12 protein-coding genes are annotated in these 15,767 nt (G+C 58.5%); 7 read left to right on the top strand and 5 right to left on the bottom strand.

Annotation, left to right across the window (positions count from 1 at the left end):
• Positions 1–18: 18 nt before the first annotated feature.
• A complete protein-coding gene (locus DFR46_RS06550; RefSeq protein ID WP_116235713.1) occupies positions 19–720 on the top strand; it encodes a Crp/Fnr family transcriptional regulator in 702 nt (233 codons plus the stop codon).
• A 55-nt stretch (positions 721–775) separates the two neighbouring features.
• On the opposite strand, the gene DFR46_RS06545 is transcribed toward DFR46_RS06550, so the two are convergent.
• Positions 776–1,438 (bottom strand): OmpW/AlkL family protein, encoded by a 663-nt coding sequence (locus DFR46_RS06545; RefSeq protein WP_116237196.1) that lies wholly within the window; start codon positions 1,436–1,438, stop codon positions 776–778.
• A gap of 126 nt (positions 1,439–1,564) precedes the next feature.
• On the opposite strand from DFR46_RS06545, the gene hemN reads away from it, so the two are divergent.
• Positions 1,565–2,884 carry an oxygen-independent coproporphyrinogen III oxidase gene (gene hemN, locus DFR46_RS06540; RefSeq protein ID WP_116235712.1) on the top strand — a complete coding sequence of 440 codons (1,320 nt, stop codon included), beginning with the start codon at positions 1,565–1,567 and terminating at the stop codon, positions 2,882–2,884.
• Here hemN and DFR46_RS06535 read toward each other — a convergent pair whose 3' ends face one another.
• A complete protein-coding gene (locus DFR46_RS06535; protein WP_116235711.1) occupies positions 2,885–3,100 on the bottom strand; it encodes a hypothetical protein in 216 nt (71 codons plus the stop codon).
• Positions 3,101–3,284: 184 nt separating this feature from the next.
• On the opposite strand from DFR46_RS06535, the gene DFR46_RS06530 reads away from it, so the two are divergent.
• Positions 3,285–4,232 carry a crotonase/enoyl-CoA hydratase family protein gene (locus DFR46_RS06530; RefSeq protein WP_245953720.1) on the top strand — a complete coding sequence of 316 codons (948 nt, stop codon included), beginning with the start codon at positions 3,285–3,287 and terminating at the stop codon, positions 4,230–4,232.
• Here the strand turns inward: DFR46_RS06530 and DFR46_RS06525 are convergent.
• Together DFR46_RS06525 and DFR46_RS06520 are read right to left on the bottom strand one after the other, a co-directional pair.
• Positions 4,219–6,192 carry a putative bifunctional diguanylate cyclase/phosphodiesterase gene (locus DFR46_RS06525; protein ID WP_116235709.1) on the bottom strand — a complete coding sequence of 658 codons (1,974 nt, stop codon included), beginning with the start codon at positions 6,190–6,192 and terminating at the stop codon, positions 4,219–4,221. The two genes, DFR46_RS06530 and DFR46_RS06525, sit on opposite strands and share 14 nt — an antisense overlap.
• Before the next feature lie 115 nt (positions 6,193–6,307).
• Positions 6,308–8,608, bottom strand: a complete 2,301-nt coding sequence (locus tag DFR46_RS06520; RefSeq protein WP_211306388.1) for a putative bifunctional diguanylate cyclase/phosphodiesterase — start codon at positions 8,606–8,608, stop codon at positions 6,308–6,310.
• Between the two features lie 281 nt (positions 8,609–8,889).
• Here DFR46_RS06520 and DFR46_RS06515 point away from each other — a divergent pair, with 281 nt between their 5' ends.
• Positions 8,890–11,067, top strand: coding sequence for a M3 family metallopeptidase (locus DFR46_RS06515; protein WP_116235707.1), 2,178 nt, complete (start codon positions 8,890–8,892; stop codon positions 11,065–11,067).
• A 138-nt stretch (positions 11,068–11,205) separates the two neighbouring features.
• Here the strand turns inward: DFR46_RS06515 and DFR46_RS06510 are convergent, their stop codons facing one another.
• Positions 11,206–11,940 carry an META domain-containing protein gene (locus DFR46_RS06510; RefSeq protein ID WP_116235706.1) on the bottom strand — a complete coding sequence of 245 codons (735 nt, stop codon included), beginning with the start codon at positions 11,938–11,940 and terminating at the stop codon, positions 11,206–11,208.
• 131 nt (positions 11,941–12,071) lie between these two features.
• On the opposite strand from DFR46_RS06510, the gene DFR46_RS06505 reads away from it, so the two are divergent.
• From DFR46_RS06505 to DFR46_RS06495, 3 genes are read left to right on the top strand one after another with little or no spacing between them, the layout of a single operon-like run.
• Complete coding sequence (locus DFR46_RS06505) at positions 12,072–13,358, top strand: 3-methyl-2-oxobutanoate dehydrogenase (2-methylpropanoyl-transferring) subunit alpha (protein WP_116235705.1); 1,287 nt, start codon at positions 12,072–12,074, stop codon at positions 13,356–13,358.
• Positions 13,355–14,413 carry an alpha-ketoacid dehydrogenase subunit beta gene (locus DFR46_RS06500; RefSeq protein ID WP_116235704.1) on the top strand — a complete coding sequence of 353 codons (1,059 nt, stop codon included), beginning with the start codon at positions 13,355–13,357 and terminating at the stop codon, positions 14,411–14,413. Before DFR46_RS06505 ends, DFR46_RS06500 begins: the two co-directional genes overlap by 4 nt.
• A complete protein-coding gene (locus tag DFR46_RS06495; protein ID WP_116235703.1) occupies positions 14,400–15,665 on the top strand; it encodes a dihydrolipoamide acetyltransferase family protein in 1,266 nt (421 codons plus the stop codon). Before DFR46_RS06500 ends, DFR46_RS06495 begins: the two co-directional genes overlap by 14 nt.
• Positions 15,666–15,767 lie beyond the last annotated feature (102 nt).

Genomic DNA, 15,767 nt, shown 5'->3' with positions numbered 1-15,767 from the left:
TTCCGCTAACCCGGCCGCATGTCCAGCTGTGATACCTGCCTTGTTCGCAATCGGGCCATCTGCTCCGTGCTCGAAACCGATGCGCTTGATGAGCTGAATCGGATCGGCCGCCGCAAAAATGTGCGCCGGGGCGAGACCGTAATCTGGGAAGGCGATGATGCCCCCATCGTTGCCAACGTCATCGATGGAATGCTGAAACTGACAACGGCGACCGGCGATGGGCGCGAGATGATTGTCGGCATCACCTATCCGTCCGATTTTATTGGCCGGCCGTTCGGCGCGAGCAGCTCCAATTCGGTGACTGCGCTGACGGACGCGCAGCTTTGCGTGTTTACCCGCTCCAGTTTCGACGGCTTCGCCAAACAGCATCCGGGTCTTGAGCATGAATTGCTCGAACGGACGCTGGGCGAGCTGGATCGGGCCCGGGACTGGATGTTGCTTCTCGGCCGGAAGAGTGCGGCCGAGCGTGTGGCGTCCTTCCTCATCGAAATGTCGAAGCGTCTTGGCGGACGGGCCTGCGAGGGGCCGACGGGCCCTGCGGACCGGTTCGAACTGCCGCTGTCGCGCCAGCAGACAGCTGACATATTGGGTCTCACTATCGAGACGGTCAGCCGTCAGCTTGGCCGGTTACGCGATGCGGGTATGATTTTGACGCCGGACCGGCGTACGATTGAAATCACCGACTGGGCCGGGCTCGAACATGAGTCCGAACGCGGCTGAAAAAACGGGCAGGCCGCAGAGGGTGGCGACCTGCCCGAGAGGGACGCATTACCGGTTAGAGCCGGAACCCGATCCCAATTCCGAAAACGAACGGGTCTAGGTCGATGTCGACCTGTTGTGTGCCGAGCGTCGCGTTGCGCAGCGTCGCCGTGGTATCGATGTCGATGTATTTGATGTCGAAATTGAGAAAGATGTCCTCGTTGAGATCGACGTCCACACCCGCCTGCAGGGCCCAGCCCCAGCTGTCGCTTAGCGACACCGATGTCGGCCCGACGGCGTTTTCAAGGCCGTTGGTCGCGTCCTCGGAATAGAAGACGGTGTAGTTGACGCCCGCTCCGACATAGGGCCGTACCGAGCTTTCCGGCGAAAAATGATACTGGGCGGTGAGAGTCGGCGGCAGAACCCAAGTCGATCCGAGTTGGCCAATCCCACCGGTCACGCCCGATGTTCCGCCGAAATCATGCTGGGTCGTCGCGGCGATCAGCTCAAAGCCGATATTGTTGGTCGCCATATAAGTGATGTCGACTTCCGGTGCGAAACTGTCGGTGACGTCTACTTCTTCGCCGGGAAAGGCAGGGAGGATCGATCCGGAATCCTCGTTGGGGGAAACCACGACCGCCCGGACCCGCAACAGCACATCGCCAGCTTCGGCGAAGGCCGGGGCCGGAACAGCTGCAATGGCGAGCAGGGGCAGGAGGGGAAGCGCACGCATGATCATACCTTTCAGTTCGGTTTGTATGGCCATGGTCTGGGGAAAAGGCGGCACCGGCTCTTTGATATCAGTCAACCGCTTCTTTGATTATGGTCAAGGAGTCGCACGCTATCATCTGGTCTCTGGCGAGGCATGTGGCCTTATATCCCAGAATTGCTCGAGCAACCCGTTCCGCGATATACGAGCTATCCCACTGCAGCAGAGTTTGAGCCGGTAGATGCCGGCTTTCACGAGGCCGGATTTGATGAACTGGCTCCGGGCACCGCCGTTTCGCTTTATGCCCATATCCCGTTTTGCGACAAAATCTGCTGGTACTGTGGATGCAATACAGGTGCCGCCAATCGCGCGGACAGGCTAACAGCCTATCTCGATGCGCTGCATATGGAAGTCGAAACGGTTGCCGAGCGCTTGGGGAACCAGAGGCCGGTGACCCAGCTGGCCTTTGGCGGCGGCAGCCCGAATGCGATTGAGCCGGTCGATTTCGTCAGGTTGCTGGATCATATCCTGATCGCTTTCGACGCGTTGGATGCGCGCATATCAATCGAACTTGATCCGCGCAGCCTGACAACCGAATGGATGGCATTGCTAGGCCGGGCGGGGGTCAGTCATGCAAGCCTCGGCGTACAGACATTCGATGCCGGTTTGCAGGCGCGGATCGGGCGAATACAGCCGGTAGAGAGCATAAAGCGAGCGGTTGCAGGGATGCGCGACAATGGCATTGCCTCGCTCAATTTCGATCTGATGTACGGGTTGCCCGGCCAGACCATTGCCGACCTCACGGCAACGCTCGAACAGGCCGTGGCGCTGAAACCGGAGAGGATAGCCCTGTTCGGCTATGCGCATCTGCCAGCCGCCATCCCGCGCCAGCGCCAGATTGATGCGAGCGACATGCCCGATGGGCGGGCGCGGTTCGAGATGGCCGATCTTGGTTTCTCCATGCTGACGGCTGCAGGCTATAGGCCTATCGGCTTCGATCATTTCGCGCTCCCGGACGATCCGTTGACGCTGGCCTGCGAAACCGGCGGTATGCGCCGGAACTTCCAGGGATTCACCGATGATAAGAGCGAAACCCTTATCGGTCTTGGCGCCAGTTCCATCAGCAGTTTTCCGGATCGTCTGGTGCAAAATCAGAAGAATAGCGGGCGGTATCGAGAACTGGCGGGTGCGAACAGACTGGCGACGGAACGCGGCATTCTGCGCGGAGCGATCGATCGAAAGCACGGGGCGGTGATTGAAGATCTCTTATGCGCGGGCACGGCAAATATCGGCGTGCTGGATATCTCTCCCGACACTCACATCCGGCTAGGCAAGTTTTGCCAGCTGGGCCTGCTGGAGCAGAATGCGGATAATATTGCCATTACCGAGGATGGCAGACCTTATAGCCGGGCCATCGCCAGTCTCTTCGATCTCCATCGTATTGCTGAGGAGCAGCGCTTCAGTCGCGCGGTCTGATCATTCCTGACGCCGGGCGAAGGCCAGATCTTGAAAGCGGATGATATGATCTGTGTGCCGGATTTCGGGAAGCCGTGTGAAACGCCCGACAAATTGCTCGCAGCCGGCGCTCAGGCGAAATGTGATTATCGTTCCGTCATCGAGATGAAACTTCGCTTCACGGAGCTGAACATAAGGCTTGTGCGCGCCAGGTGTGCGGTTTCGGTCCATCGTCATGACATGAACGCCAGAACTTAAGAAATTATGGACGGACCCCTTGCGGACGCGGTTCGTTAACCATCTTCGATCGGTCGACGTAACTCTGTCTTGCAACGAGACCGTTGGAAAAAAACCCGAATATAATTTGCTCGGTGAAACCAAATATGTTTAGATTCCATATACCTTGTTCGGAGATTGTTTAGTGGACCAGAGCAGGATCGGATCGACGGACAGTCACACGCTCTCTGAAGAGGTGGCGGATGCGTTGCTCGAGGAAGCCGAACTTCGGCAACTGACGGACCAGGAACCGTCGCCACTTTTCGATCTCGGTCAACTCGATGTAAGCTGGGATGCCGAACGCAAGGCCCTGTGGACCTATATGACGCCGACCGGGCGGCCGAGTTTCAACCTGCCGATGCTCGGCGATTTCGATGTCTGGCAGAATGAGATTACGCGGCTGTACGGTGATGGCGGCGAAGAATTGCGCTATCTCATACTAGGATCGCGCTTTCCCGGCGTTTGGAACTTTGGCGGGGATCTGGGGCTTTTCTCGAACTATATTCGCAGCCGGGACCGCCAGGCTCTCGTCGATTATGGCCGGGCCTGTAACAATATTCTCTTCCGGAACATGAAAAGCCTGGATTTGCCGATTGTAACCATAGGACTGGTTCAGGGGCAGGCGCTCGGCGGTGGTTTCGAGGCGCTGATGTCCTTCAACGTCATCATTGCGGAGCGGAGCGCGAAATTCGGTTTGCCCGAGATGGCATTCGGCTTGTTTCCGGGCATGGGCGCTCATGCTCTGCTGGCGCGGCGACTGGGGTTTGCAAAGGCCGAAACGATGATCCTCAGCGGCAAGACCTATACTGCCGCGGAGATGCAGAAACTGGGCCTTGTCCATTATCTCGTCGAAGATGGCGAAGGCGAGCAGGCGGTTATCGACTATATCAGCCACAACAGCAGGCGGCATGCCGGCAACCGCGCTGTGTATAAGGCCAGCCGTGAAGTCTGGCCGGTTTCGCTCAAAGAACTGAACGCCATTGTCGATATCTGGGCGGATACAGCGCTCAAGCTGAAAGAGAGCGATTTGCGGCTGATGGAAAGACTGGTACGTGCGCAGACAAAATTGTCTGCAAAACTCAGCGCTGGTTGACGATTTTCAACGGGCCGTCGTCGGGCAATTCTTCCTGTACGAGGCGCTCGGTCGCCTGGGCTGCGGTCATTGGTCTTGCATAATAGTAGCCCTGGACACGGCTGCAGCCCGCCTCGCGTACGCGCGACAGCTGTTCTTCTGTTTCCACGCCTTCGGCCACTGTCGCCACATCGAGTGATTTGGCCAGCTGTACGACCGCGCCGATAATCTTCTGGTCCGTGGGGCTGTTGCCGATGTTGCGGATAAAGGACTTGTCGATCTTGATCGTGTCGAATTCCCAGCTGCGCAGATAGGTGAGCGAGGAAAAGCCCGTGCCAAAATCATCAAGGCAGAGGCGCAGGCCCATCTTTTGCAGCTGACGGAGCAGGGAGTTGGTGTGCGGATTCTTGTCGAGTAGCACCGATTCCGTGATTTCGAGCTCGAGCCGGCGGGCAACCATGCCGGTATTAACCAAGGTTTCGATGATCGTAACCGGAAGATTGTTCTGCTTGAGCAGGGCCGGCGAGATGTTGACCGATATGTGCACATCCTCCGGCCATTCGGCAGCCGCCTCGCAGGCTTTGCGCAGTACCCATTCGGTGATGTCGCCGATCAGGCCTGCGCTTTCGGCGACGGGAATGAACATCGCAGGGCTGACATCACCCAGTTCGGGGTGCTTCCACCGCAAAAGCGCCTCGCAGCTTTTGGTTCGGCCCGTCGCAAGGTCGATGATCGGCTGGAAAAGTACCGTGAATTCGTCATTTTCCAAGGCGTCGGTCAAACCGGATTCGATCTGGCGCAGCATGAGGAAATCTTCATGCATGAACGGTTCGAATATCTGGACACGCTTTCCGCCCTCATTTTTCGCGTGGTAGAGCGCGATATCGGCGTTTTTGAGCATGATTTCGCTTTGACGCCCATGATCGGGAGCAACGGCGACGCCGAGAGATGCCGCAACCTCTACGATGTTTTCGTTGATGCTGACGGGCTGAGATACCGATTCGAGAATCTCGGCGCCGAGCGTGCCTGCCTCTTCGGAACTGGACACAAGCGCCATGATCACGAATTCGTCGCCGCCGAACCGGGCAAGCCACCCGCGATCGCCGAGTACGGCTTTTACGCGCTGGGCGGTGACGATCAGCACTTTGTCGCCCGCGAGATGGCCGAGCGTATCGTTGATTGTCTTGAAATGATCGAGATCCATCCAGATCACAGCGAGTTTTTCTGATTCATCCGGGTCGACTGCATCGAGCAGCTCGCCCAGACGCATCTGCATCGCGAGACGGTTGTCCAGGCCTGTCAGCATGTCGCTACGCGCCATTTTTTCAAACCGTGCTGCGACTTCGCTCTTTTCCTGCTTGCCGGAAAGAGCCGTGTAGACGACCTCATAGGTCTGCAGGCTGATATCGACCATGCCCATCATGAAGATGATAGTGCACAGGCCGAGAGTTATGCTTAGCGGCGTTCCTGTGACAAAAAGACCGATAGCCATGGGAAGTGTACCCAGGCAGAGCTGGCCGATAGCGATAATCGGGCGGCCTGCGTTGCGCGCGGCAACGCCGGCGGAATAGCCGGTTGCCATGATTGTCGCCATCAGCAGGAGCATCGTCTCGCTGCTTTGGGTGAGGGTTAGGAATGCCTGGGCACCCAAAAGCGATGCATAGAGCCATGCGCCGATCTCGTAGATGCGCTCCCAATGCAATTGTTCGTCGGGCGAACCCACAGTCTTTCTGCGAATATAGATAACCGCACTGAAGATGCGCAGAATGCCCACAAGATGTATAGCGATGGAGCAGATCAGCAGGGAAAGGCTGCCGGATGCATAAGCGATACAACCGGCCGTCACGCTGCCGGCGATAGCGCCGATGGCAAGGGAGGCGGGCGATGTATAGAGAGTGCCAACAAGGGCTCCGCGAACCTGTCGCGCCAGCGAGCTTTCCGAAGCCGCTAAATGCCGTAATTTACTGCCGACAGTCGGCATCTAAATCTCCCATGCCCAATAGTGATAATGGCATATGGTTAAGGATATATGGGTGTTTGTACCCGCGATCAGATATTTTCCGGCGCGGCAGGGGCGGAATATCGCCCGCTCGAGGCTAGCCGACAAGCCGGTGTTCCCATTTGCTGCCGACAATTTCTCTTGTCCGTTCGATCGGCATCGGCCTTCCGAACAGATAGCCCTGTATCTGATCGCATCCGAGGTCGCGCATTCGGTTGAAATCCTCTGCTGTTTCAACCCCTTCGGCAGTGATCGTGAGACGAAAACTATTCGCCAGCATTACAATCGCCTTGATGATTGAAATCGTTTCTTCCTGGGTTGCTGCATTACGAACGAAGCTGCCATCGATTTTCAGCTTGTGAAAAACGGCCTTGTTCAGATAGCCGAGCGACGAATAGCCGGTACCGAAATCGTCGAGAGCGATACCGACGCCTAGCCCGCGCAGACGTTTCAAAACGTCGACGGCATTCCCGGCGCCGCTCATAAATACCGATTCCGTTACTTCGAGTTCAAGCCGGTTGGCAGGCATGCGCGCCTTTTGAAGCGCACCCGATACCGTGTTCGGCAGCGCCGGAACGACAAGCTGGACCGGCGATACGTTGACTGCGACGGTGATTTCGTCGGGCCAGGTCGTCGCATCTATGCAGGCCTTGCGCAGCACCCACGCCCCCAATTCTTCGATGAGACCGCTTTCTTCGGCAATCGGAATGAAAACGGCCGGAGAGATAGGACCGCGCGATGGGTGGTTCCAGCGCAGCAGGGCCTCAAAACCCGTAACCCGTTGCGTGGATGAAGATACCAGAGGCTGGTAGAGAAGATGGAATTGGTCGGTGCCGATTGCCTGGCGCATATCATGTTCCAGCCGGACACGCTCTTCAGCGTCGACCTGCATTTGCGGATCGAAATTGCAGAAAGTGGCGCGTCCCAGCGATTTCGCCTGATAGAGGGCGAGGTCCGCCTTGCGCACCAGATCGTCAACTGTATCCCCGTCGATCGGGCCATAGGAGCAGCCGATGCTCAACCCGATCCTGATCTGGACGTTGTCGATCATATAAGGTTCGCTCACCGCGGCGATCAGCTTTTCGGCCAGCGCTTCCACGCCGACCCGGCTTTGGGCATCGTCGAGAACGATGGCGAATTCATCGCCGCCGATCCTGCCGACCGTGCCGCGTGGGCCCACAAGGTCTCTCAGCCGCCGTCCAACGGTTTTCAGAACGGCATCGCCCTTCGGATGGCCGAAGGTGTCGTTGACCGGTTTGAACCCGTCCAGATCGAGGAACATGATCGCGCAGGGAATGTTCTTCTGCTTGGCTTCGCTCAAAGCGGTATCCAGCAGGGTTCTGACGCGAGACCGGTTCGGTAGGCCCGTCAGGACGTCAAGATTGGCGAGATGTTGCAGCTTGGCATGGGAGCTTTTGGTGTCGGTAATGTCCAGCCCGACGCCCCGATATCCCTGAAACTGGCCATCTTCATCGATGATTGGGCTGCCGGACAGGGTCACCCACCGGCATTTGTTTTCAGCACCGACCTCAAGCTCAATCTTGTCGAACCGTTCCCTGTTTGCCAGAATTTGCGACAGGCTTTGCTTGTTGCCCAGCACTGTTGCGAGAGGCTTGCCGAGCAGCTGATAAGTGGCTGCGCCGACCAACTCGCCCATTCTCGGCGATACATATGTCAGTTGGAACTGGCTATCGACCTGCCACAGCCAGCCGGCGCCGCGGTCTTCATATTCCTGAAGCAGGTACCGGATATCGGAACGCTTGGCCGCGAGCACACCTGCACGGTCAATCTGGCCCTGCCAGGAACGAGCGAGCAGGAGAAAGCCGACAAGCGCAGCACCGGAATAGGCGATCAGGATGGCGATGCCGGGGAATGCCATCGCGCCGCCGCCATAATAGGCCGCAAAGGCGAGGCCGGCACCGAGCAGGGAAATCCAGAGGGTGATCGCGGCGGGTATAACGGCGACCGAAATACCGCTCACCATCATCATTGCGACAAGCCCGCCGGTAAAAGCATAGTTGATCGGGGCGCCGGAAAGAGCGGCATATACCGGCATCGCGATCCAGAGCGCCGCTCGAATTGCACCGTCGAGCGCGGCGATCCTGATTTTCATGACAGGTTGCTGATCGCTCCGCCGGACCATGGTTGTGCGGTTCAGCCAACGCGCGGAAATATAGGTCGCGGCGATGATCAGGCCGAGCCAGCCGAGCAACACCAGCATGGGAAGGTGCCGGTATTCCAGAAGGGCGAATACGACCGCGCAAATGGTCTGGGTTGCCCCGGAATAGAGCGTGAAGCGGGAAAGGATCGTGAGCTGCGCGTTGCGCACTTCGCCGGCAGGCGCGTGGCGTTCTTCAATCCTGTGTGCAGGATTGCGGGAGTCATTTTTGCGCCGCATGGGCGATTGTGCTTCGCGCACTCGCAGGGAGTCTTGTGCTGCCATCGGCTCCGGCTCGAATTAATGCAGCCTCCTTTTAGGCATGAAGACTTTGATGCTTGGTTAAGACGGCGTTGGGAATAAATATACTGGATCGGCTGGGGCCCGCCCGTCGCCTGCGCCGCAGCGAGCGGAAATGCGTTATATATTTTGCGAATCCCACCTTTTTCGCATAGATGACGGTCAATCGATATTGCAGGGTCGCCGTTCGGCTGGACCCTTGCATCTTTAGGAGAGCATCAATGCGTCAAGCCCTTTATCTTGCGGTCAGCGGACTAGCCCTGACAGCGTCTATCACGCCTTTTGGACAGGATGCCGCCATGGCTAATCATCACTCCGAAACCACGGAAGCGCCGGCTACCGAAAATCCGCTTCTTGCCGACTGGACAGGCCCGTTTGAAGGCGTGCCACCCTGGGATGAGATGCAGCCCGAACATTTCGCGGGCGCTTTTGAAGCTGCGATGGCGGAAGCCCGCGCCGAGGTGCAGTCGATCATCGACAATCCCGAGGCGCCCAATTTCGAGAATACCAATCAGGCGATGGAACTGATGGGCGATCGCATGAGTAATATATTGTCGATGTTTGGCGTCGCGGTAAGCAATGTCAGCAACGACGAATACCGCGCCGTTCAGGGCGAATGGTCGCCGCGTATCGCCTCCTTTTATCAGGAACTTTACCTTCAGCCCGAGCTGATCGCACGGTACCGGGCGGTTTATGAAGGCCGTGAAGATGCGGACCTGACACCTGAACAGTTGCGTCTTGTCGAACGGGATTATGAGCAGTTGCTGCGTCAGGGCGCATTGCTTGAGGGCGAAGATCGCGAACGCCTTGCGGCTATCACGACGGAACTTGCCGGGCTCTACAGCGAATTCAGCAACAAGGTGCTGGCCGACGAGGAAACCTATATCCTGCTCGACAGCGAAGACGATCTGGGGGGGCTGTCGGACAGCTTCATCAGCTCGATCCGTTCTGCCGCTGAGGAGCGCGGCGAAGAAGGCTGGGCGCTCGTCAACACCCGCTCGGTCATGCAGCCTTTCCTGCAAAATTCGACGCGGCGCGATCTGCGCGAGCAGGTCTGGACGGCCTATGTGAATCGCGGTGACAATGGCGATGCCAATGATACGAACGATATCATCGCCCAAATTCTTGCCCTGCGTGCTGAACGTGCGGCGCTGCTCGGCTTTGAAACCCATGCCCATTGGCGGATGGCCGATACGATGGCCGGCACGCCGGAAAATGCCACCGACCTGATGATGCGTGTCTGGCCGGCTGCGGTCGCGCGCGTTCACCAGGAAGTTGCCGATATGCAGGCAATTGCCGATGAAGAGGGCGCGGGCATCACGATCGCGCCCTGGGACTATCGCTATTACGCCGAAAAAGTCCGGCAGGCGCGCTACAGCATCGATGAAGCCGAGATCCGGCCCTATTTTCAGCTCGAAAATATGGTCCAGGCGATGTTCTACGCTGCGGGCCGTCTCTACGATCTCGAATTCACCGAAAATACGGGCGATGTGCCGGTTTTCCAGGAAGATGTCCGCACCTTTGTTGTGACGGACGGTCGGGACGGTTCGAACGTCGGGCTTTTCTATCTCGACACCTATGCGCGGACAGGCAAACGCTCCGGCGCCTGGATGACGACCTATCGCAGCCAGCAGACGCTGGGCGGTGAGCGCAATGTTCTGGCTTCGAACAACAACAATTTCACCGAACCGCCCGAAGGCGAGCCGGCATTGATCAGCCTCGACGATGCGCGCACACTGTTCCACGAATTCGGCCATGGCATCCATTATCTGTTGCAGGATGTATATTATCCGGGGCTCGCGGGAACGCCGCGCGACTTTGTCGAATATCCAAGCCAGGTGAACGAAAATTGGGTGCTTACGCCCGATGTCCTCAACCGCTTCGCGCGCCACGTTGAGACGGACGAACCGATGCCGCAGACGCTTCTGGACCGGATTGCGGCGAGTGAGACATTCAACCAGGGCTTCTCGACAGTCGAATATCTGTCGTCGGCCCTTGTCGATATGATGCTGCATAACCGCACCGAGCCGGTTACCGATGTTGACGCGTTCGAGCGCGAGACGCTGGAGGCGATCAACATGCCGGACGAGATTGTGATGCGTCACCGTTTGCCGCAGTTCAACCACCTCTTCTCGTCCGACTCCTATTCGGCCGGCTATTACAGCTATCTCTGGTCCGAAACGATGGATGCCGACACCTGGGAGGCCTTTGTCGAGAGCGGCGATGTCTGGAATCGCGAGATCGCAGACCGCTTCCGCGCGACATTGCTCTCGACCGGTAACGAAACCGACCGGGCGGAAGCCTATCGCCAGTTCCGCGGCCGCGATCCGGACGTGAATGCGCTACTCAGGAAGCGCGGATTTCCGGTGCCGGAGGCCGATGCCGATACCGACGACTGATCGGGAATGATCTGATCAGTAAAAGGAGGGAGGACGACCTGTCCTCCCTTTTTGCCTGTCAGATTAGTTCAACGGCCCGGTGTGGCGGCAATTCCGGTGGATTGTCGCGGGGAAATCAGACGGTGTTCGTGCTGATGGCTAACGCCTTGCGGTAAGTACCGGGTCAGTTTCGGAATATAGGGTCAAGCTTCCATCGTCATCGACCTGGAGGCTGATGACGGTGCCAAGCGCTGCGAACAGCTGGCGTTCCAGGCGGCTCGCTTCGGGATTGGTACAAGCGCGCCGTGTTGATGCGACCGGTCCGATGCTCAGTCCTTCGTCCAGGGTATATGTCGCAGTGAACCGGTTGCAGCCGCCATTGCCACTCATACCGCCCGAACCGTCAAACGCGAAGCTTAGCCCTGCGCTTTCGGATACGGTTTGGCCCATCAGTTCGGTCACGATCCAGTCTTCGCCCCGCAACACGTCCTGCGGGTCGCCGCCACATCCCGCGAAAGCATAGCCATCGACGAAGACGCGAACCGATTTGGGGTAGGGCGTATCCGACATGCCGTCGCCGCACAGGCGATCTTCAATCAGCACGATGAAGTCGCGCTGCCCCTCATTTTCGGATCGGCTGCTGAACACCGTGGCGCCGCCTGAATATTGGGACTCGGGCCGAGCCGCCTGGGCGGTAAGCACGTCGAAATGCTCAAATGACAATCTCTCATCGGTGATCCTCAACGTCCAGAAGGGTTCCGTTCCGAGTCCGCGAAACCCGGTCCAGGGATCTGCTGCCGTTTCCGTTTCCGTCTCCGCGCCGTGGTGATCGGCTTTTGCCGGAGTGGCACAGGCAATGGCGAGAAGGGCGAGGGCGGCAGAAAGCTGTTTCATAGTGCTTGTTCTCGCAAAATCCGGACCCGCGATCAATCGCAGATATGGGCCAAATTCAAGGGAGCTATCCGAAGGCCGTGTAATTATATTATAAGGGGTGACATAAACGAATCGGCTGGACTGGATATCTGATGGCTAGCGATACCGAGCGGCGCAATCTGCCGCCTCTTGAACTTCATGTGCCCGAGCCGAAATTTCGGCCGGGCGACGATGCCGATTTTTCGGACATCGCGATACCGACTGTCGGTGAAACACGGCGGCCCGATATTGCCGACGATCATCGCGATATGCCGGACCTTTCGTACGGACTGGTCCGTGTGCTTGATGATGACGGGAAAGCGGCTGGCCCCTGGGATCCGAAGCTCGATCCTGAAACACTGCGCAAGATGTTGCGCGCCATGGCGCTGACGCGCGCCTATGACGGACGCATGTTTCGCGCCCAGCGCCAGGGCAAGACAAGCTTCTACATGAAATGCACGGGCGAGGAGGCAGTGGCTGTTGCCGCGACCTTCGCGCTGGACCGGGATGACATGACTTTCCCGTCCTACCGCCAGCAGGGCATATTGATCGCGCGGGACTGGTCTCTCGTCGATATGATGAATCAGGTCTATTCCAACAAAAAAGACCGGCTGATGGGCCGCCAGCTGCCGATCATGTATTCGACCAAACAGGGCGGCTTCTTCTCGATCTCGGGCAATCTCGCCACACAATTCCCACAGGCCGTTGGTTGGGCAATGGCCAGCGCGGCGAAGGGCGACACGCGGATCGCGGCGACCTGGACCGGTGAGGGTTCGAGCGCGGAGGGCGATTTCCACTCCGCCTGTATATTCGCTTCTGTCTACCGGGCGCCGGTAATCATGAATGTCGTGAACAACCAATGGGCGATCAGCTCGTTCAGCGGGTTTGCGGGCGGCGATGAAACAACCTTTGCTGCGCGCGCGGTGGGCTATGGCCTTGCGGGCCTGCGCGTCGACGGGAATGACGCGCTGGCCGTGTATGCCGCGACCCAATGGGCTGCCGAACGCGCGCGCACGAACAATGGCCCGACCCTGATCGAGCATTTCACCTATCGGGCGGAAGGCCATTCGACCTCTGACGATCCGGAACAATATCGTTCGGCCAATGAAGCGGCGGATTGGCCGCTTGGCGATCCGATCGCGCGGCTGAAAAAGCATCTTATTTCAATCGGCGAATGGGATGAAGAGCGTCACGCCGCGATGGATGAGGAGGTCGCCACCCAGGTGAAGACCGCCCAGAAACAGGCCGAGAAGAACGGCATATTGGGCCATGGCCTCCACCAACCGCTGGAAACCATGTTCGAGCAGGTTTTCGAGGAGATGCCCTGGCACCTGAAAGAGCAGATGCAGGACATGCTCGACGAAAATGATGCCGCAAACGGGGTATGCAAAACGCGATGAGCAAGGGCGAGGAAAACAAGGGTGCCACCACACAGCGCAACATGATCCAGGCGATCAACAACGCCATGGACGTGTGCATGGAGCGCGACGATAATGTCTGCGTATTCGGTGAGGATGTTGGCTATTATGGCGGCGTATTCCGCGCGACGGCGGGCTTGCAGGAAAAATACGGCAAGACGCGCAGCTTCGATACGCCGATTAACGAATGCGGGATTATCGGCGTGGCGGTCGGCATGGCAGCATACGGGATGCGTCCGGTCGCGGAAATCCAGTTTGCCGACTATATCTATCCCGGTCTCGACCAGCTGGTTTCTGAGGCTGCGCGGCTGCGCTACCGGTCGGCCGGGGAATTCACATCACCGCTAACGATCCGCACGCCCTTTGGCGGCGGTATTTTTGGCGGCCAAACCCACAGCCAGTCGCCTGAAAGCATCTTTACCCATGTCTGCGGCGTGAAAACGGTGATCCCGTCGACGCCTTATGACGCCAAGGGCCTCCTGATCGCTGCGATCGAAGACCCGGACCCGGTCGTCTTTTTCGAGCCCAAGCGCATCTATAACGGCCCGTTTGACGGTCATTATGATACGCCGGTCCTGCCCTGGTCCAAGCATCCGGCGAGCGAAGTGCCGGATGGCCATTATGCAATCCCGCTCGGCAAGGCCAATGTCCTGCGTGAAGGCAGCGCGGTCACGATGCTATGCTATGGCACCATGGTGCATGTGACCGCTGCGGCCGTTGAGGAGCTGGGGATCGACGCCGAAGTGATCGATCTGCGTACGCTGCTGCCGCTCGATATGGAAACCATAGAGGCATCCGTGAAGAAGACCGGGCGGTGTGTTATCGTCCATGAAGCAACCCGGACATCCGGCTTCGGCGCCGAGCTTTCCGCGCTCGTCCAGGAGCGCTGCTTCTATCATCTCGAAGCGCCCATCGAGCGGGTGACGGGCTATGACACGCCCTATCCGCACAGCCTGGAATGGGCGTATTTCCCGGGGCCGGTGCGGCTGCGCCTCGCAATTGAACGCGTGATGGAGGACGTTAGTGGCAACGTATAAATTCAAGCTTCCGGATATTGGGGAGGGCATAGCCGAGGCAGAGATAGTGGCCTGGCATGTGCAGGTCGGCGACGAGGTCGAAGAGGATCAGGGCATTGCCGATGTGATGACCGACAAGGCGACCGTCGAGATGGAATCGCCGGTTACCGGCAAGGTCGTGGAACTGAACGGCGAAGCGGGCGAGATGCTGGCCATCGGTTCCGTTCTTGCCGTGATCGAGACCGATGACATTCCCGACGAAGACGATGTTGCGCCGGTCGTTCAAAAGGCTGCACCGGAGCCCGCGAAGGAAGAACCGACTGAAGCAGCGAGCGAACCGGAAACTGTCGCGCCTGCGTCAACTCCTGCGCCTCAACCAGTGGCTGAGGCAGCACCCGCGCCGTCGCCCAGCGCGCCCATTCTCGCATCGCCCGCCGTGCGCGAGCGTGCCCGCGACCTTGGTGTCGACCTCGCCCAGGTTCAGCCGCATGGCGACCGGATCCGGCATTCCGATCTCGACGCCTATCTGAGCTATGGCAGCGGACAGGGCTATCGGGCTCCCGGCCGCTCGAGGAAGCGTGAAGACGAAGAAATCAAGGTTATCGGCATGCGCCGGCGGATCGCTGAAAATATGGCAGCCTCCAAACGCAACATCCCGCATTTCACCTATGTCGAGGAAATGGATGTTACCGAGCTTGAGGATATGCGGAATGACCTGAACGGGTCTCGCGGCGATCGTCCCAAGCTTACCGTCCTGCCCTTCATCATCGCGGCGATCTGCAAGACGCTGCCCGATTTCCCGATGCTCAACGCCACCTATGACGATGAGGGCGGCACGGTCACGCGGCATGGTGCAGTACATCTCGGCATGGCCACGCAGACCGATGCCGGTCTGACCGTTCCCGTGATCCGCAATGCGCAGGATATGAACGTCTGGCAGCTGTCGCTCGAAATCGCGCGGCTTTCCGAAGCGGCCCGGACCGGCAAGATCAAGAGCGAGGAGCTTAGCGGCGGCACGCTGACCCTCACTTCACTGGGCCCCTTGGGCGGCATCGCGACCACACCGGTAATCAACCGGCCCCAGGTCGCGATCATCGGGCCGAACAAGATTGTCGAGCGACCGGCCATCATCGATGGCGAGCTGGAAGCGCGCAAGCAGATGAACATTTCCATCTCCTGCGATCACCGCGTGGTCGATGGCTATGATGCGGCAAGCTATGTTCAAGCGCTGAAAAAACTCATCGAAACGCCCGTCCTCATCTTTACCGACTAAGGCGCCGATCCGGTTTGAGGGGCGGGGCTTTCCGTTCCTCAAACATTACAAAAGCTTAAATATTATTCGGGCCTGGATCGCCCTACTTCCCTGATTGAACGA

It is taken from the genome of Parasphingopyxis lamellibrachiae (genome assembly GCF_003385775.1).
Classification (GTDB): domain Bacteria; phylum Pseudomonadota; class Alphaproteobacteria; order Sphingomonadales; family Sphingomonadaceae; genus Parasphingopyxis; species Parasphingopyxis lamellibrachiae.
The sequence above is the reverse complement of the archived record's forward strand: the minus strand, read 5'-3'. Positions and strand labels throughout refer to the sequence as shown.

Bases quoted from the DNA above. Each gene is read 5' to 3' on its own strand.
- DFR46_RS06550 (WP_116235713.1), top strand. From the start codon at position 19: ATGTCCAGCTGTGATACCTGCCTTGTTCGCAATCGGGCCATCTGCTCC.
- DFR46_RS06545 (WP_116237196.1), bottom strand. From the start codon at position 1,438: ATGATCATGCGTGCGCTTCCCCTCCTGCCCCTGCTCGCCATTGCAGCT.
- hemN (WP_116235712.1), top strand. From the start codon at position 1,565: ATGTGGCCTTATATCCCAGAATTGCTCGAGCAACCCGTTCCGCGATAT.
- DFR46_RS06535 (WP_116235711.1), bottom strand. From the start codon at position 3,100: ATGACGATGGACCGAAACCGCACACCTGGCGCGCACAAGCCTTATGTT.
- DFR46_RS06525 (WP_116235709.1), bottom strand. From the start codon at position 6,192: ATGCCGACTGTCGGCAGTAAATTACGGCATTTAGCGGCTTCGGAAAGC.
- DFR46_RS06520 (WP_211306388.1), bottom strand. From the start codon at position 8,608: ATGCGGCGCAAAAATGACTCCCGCAATCCTGCACACAGGATTGAAGAA.
- DFR46_RS06515 (WP_116235707.1), top strand. From the start codon at position 8,890: ATGCGTCAAGCCCTTTATCTTGCGGTCAGCGGACTAGCCCTGACAGCG.
- DFR46_RS06510 (WP_116235706.1), bottom strand. From the start codon at position 11,940: ATGAAACAGCTTTCTGCCGCCCTCGCCCTTCTCGCCATTGCCTGTGCC.
- DFR46_RS06505 (WP_116235705.1), top strand. From the start codon at position 12,072: ATGGCTAGCGATACCGAGCGGCGCAATCTGCCGCCTCTTGAACTTCAT.
- DFR46_RS06500 (WP_116235704.1), top strand. From the start codon at position 13,355: ATGAGCAAGGGCGAGGAAAACAAGGGTGCCACCACACAGCGCAACATG.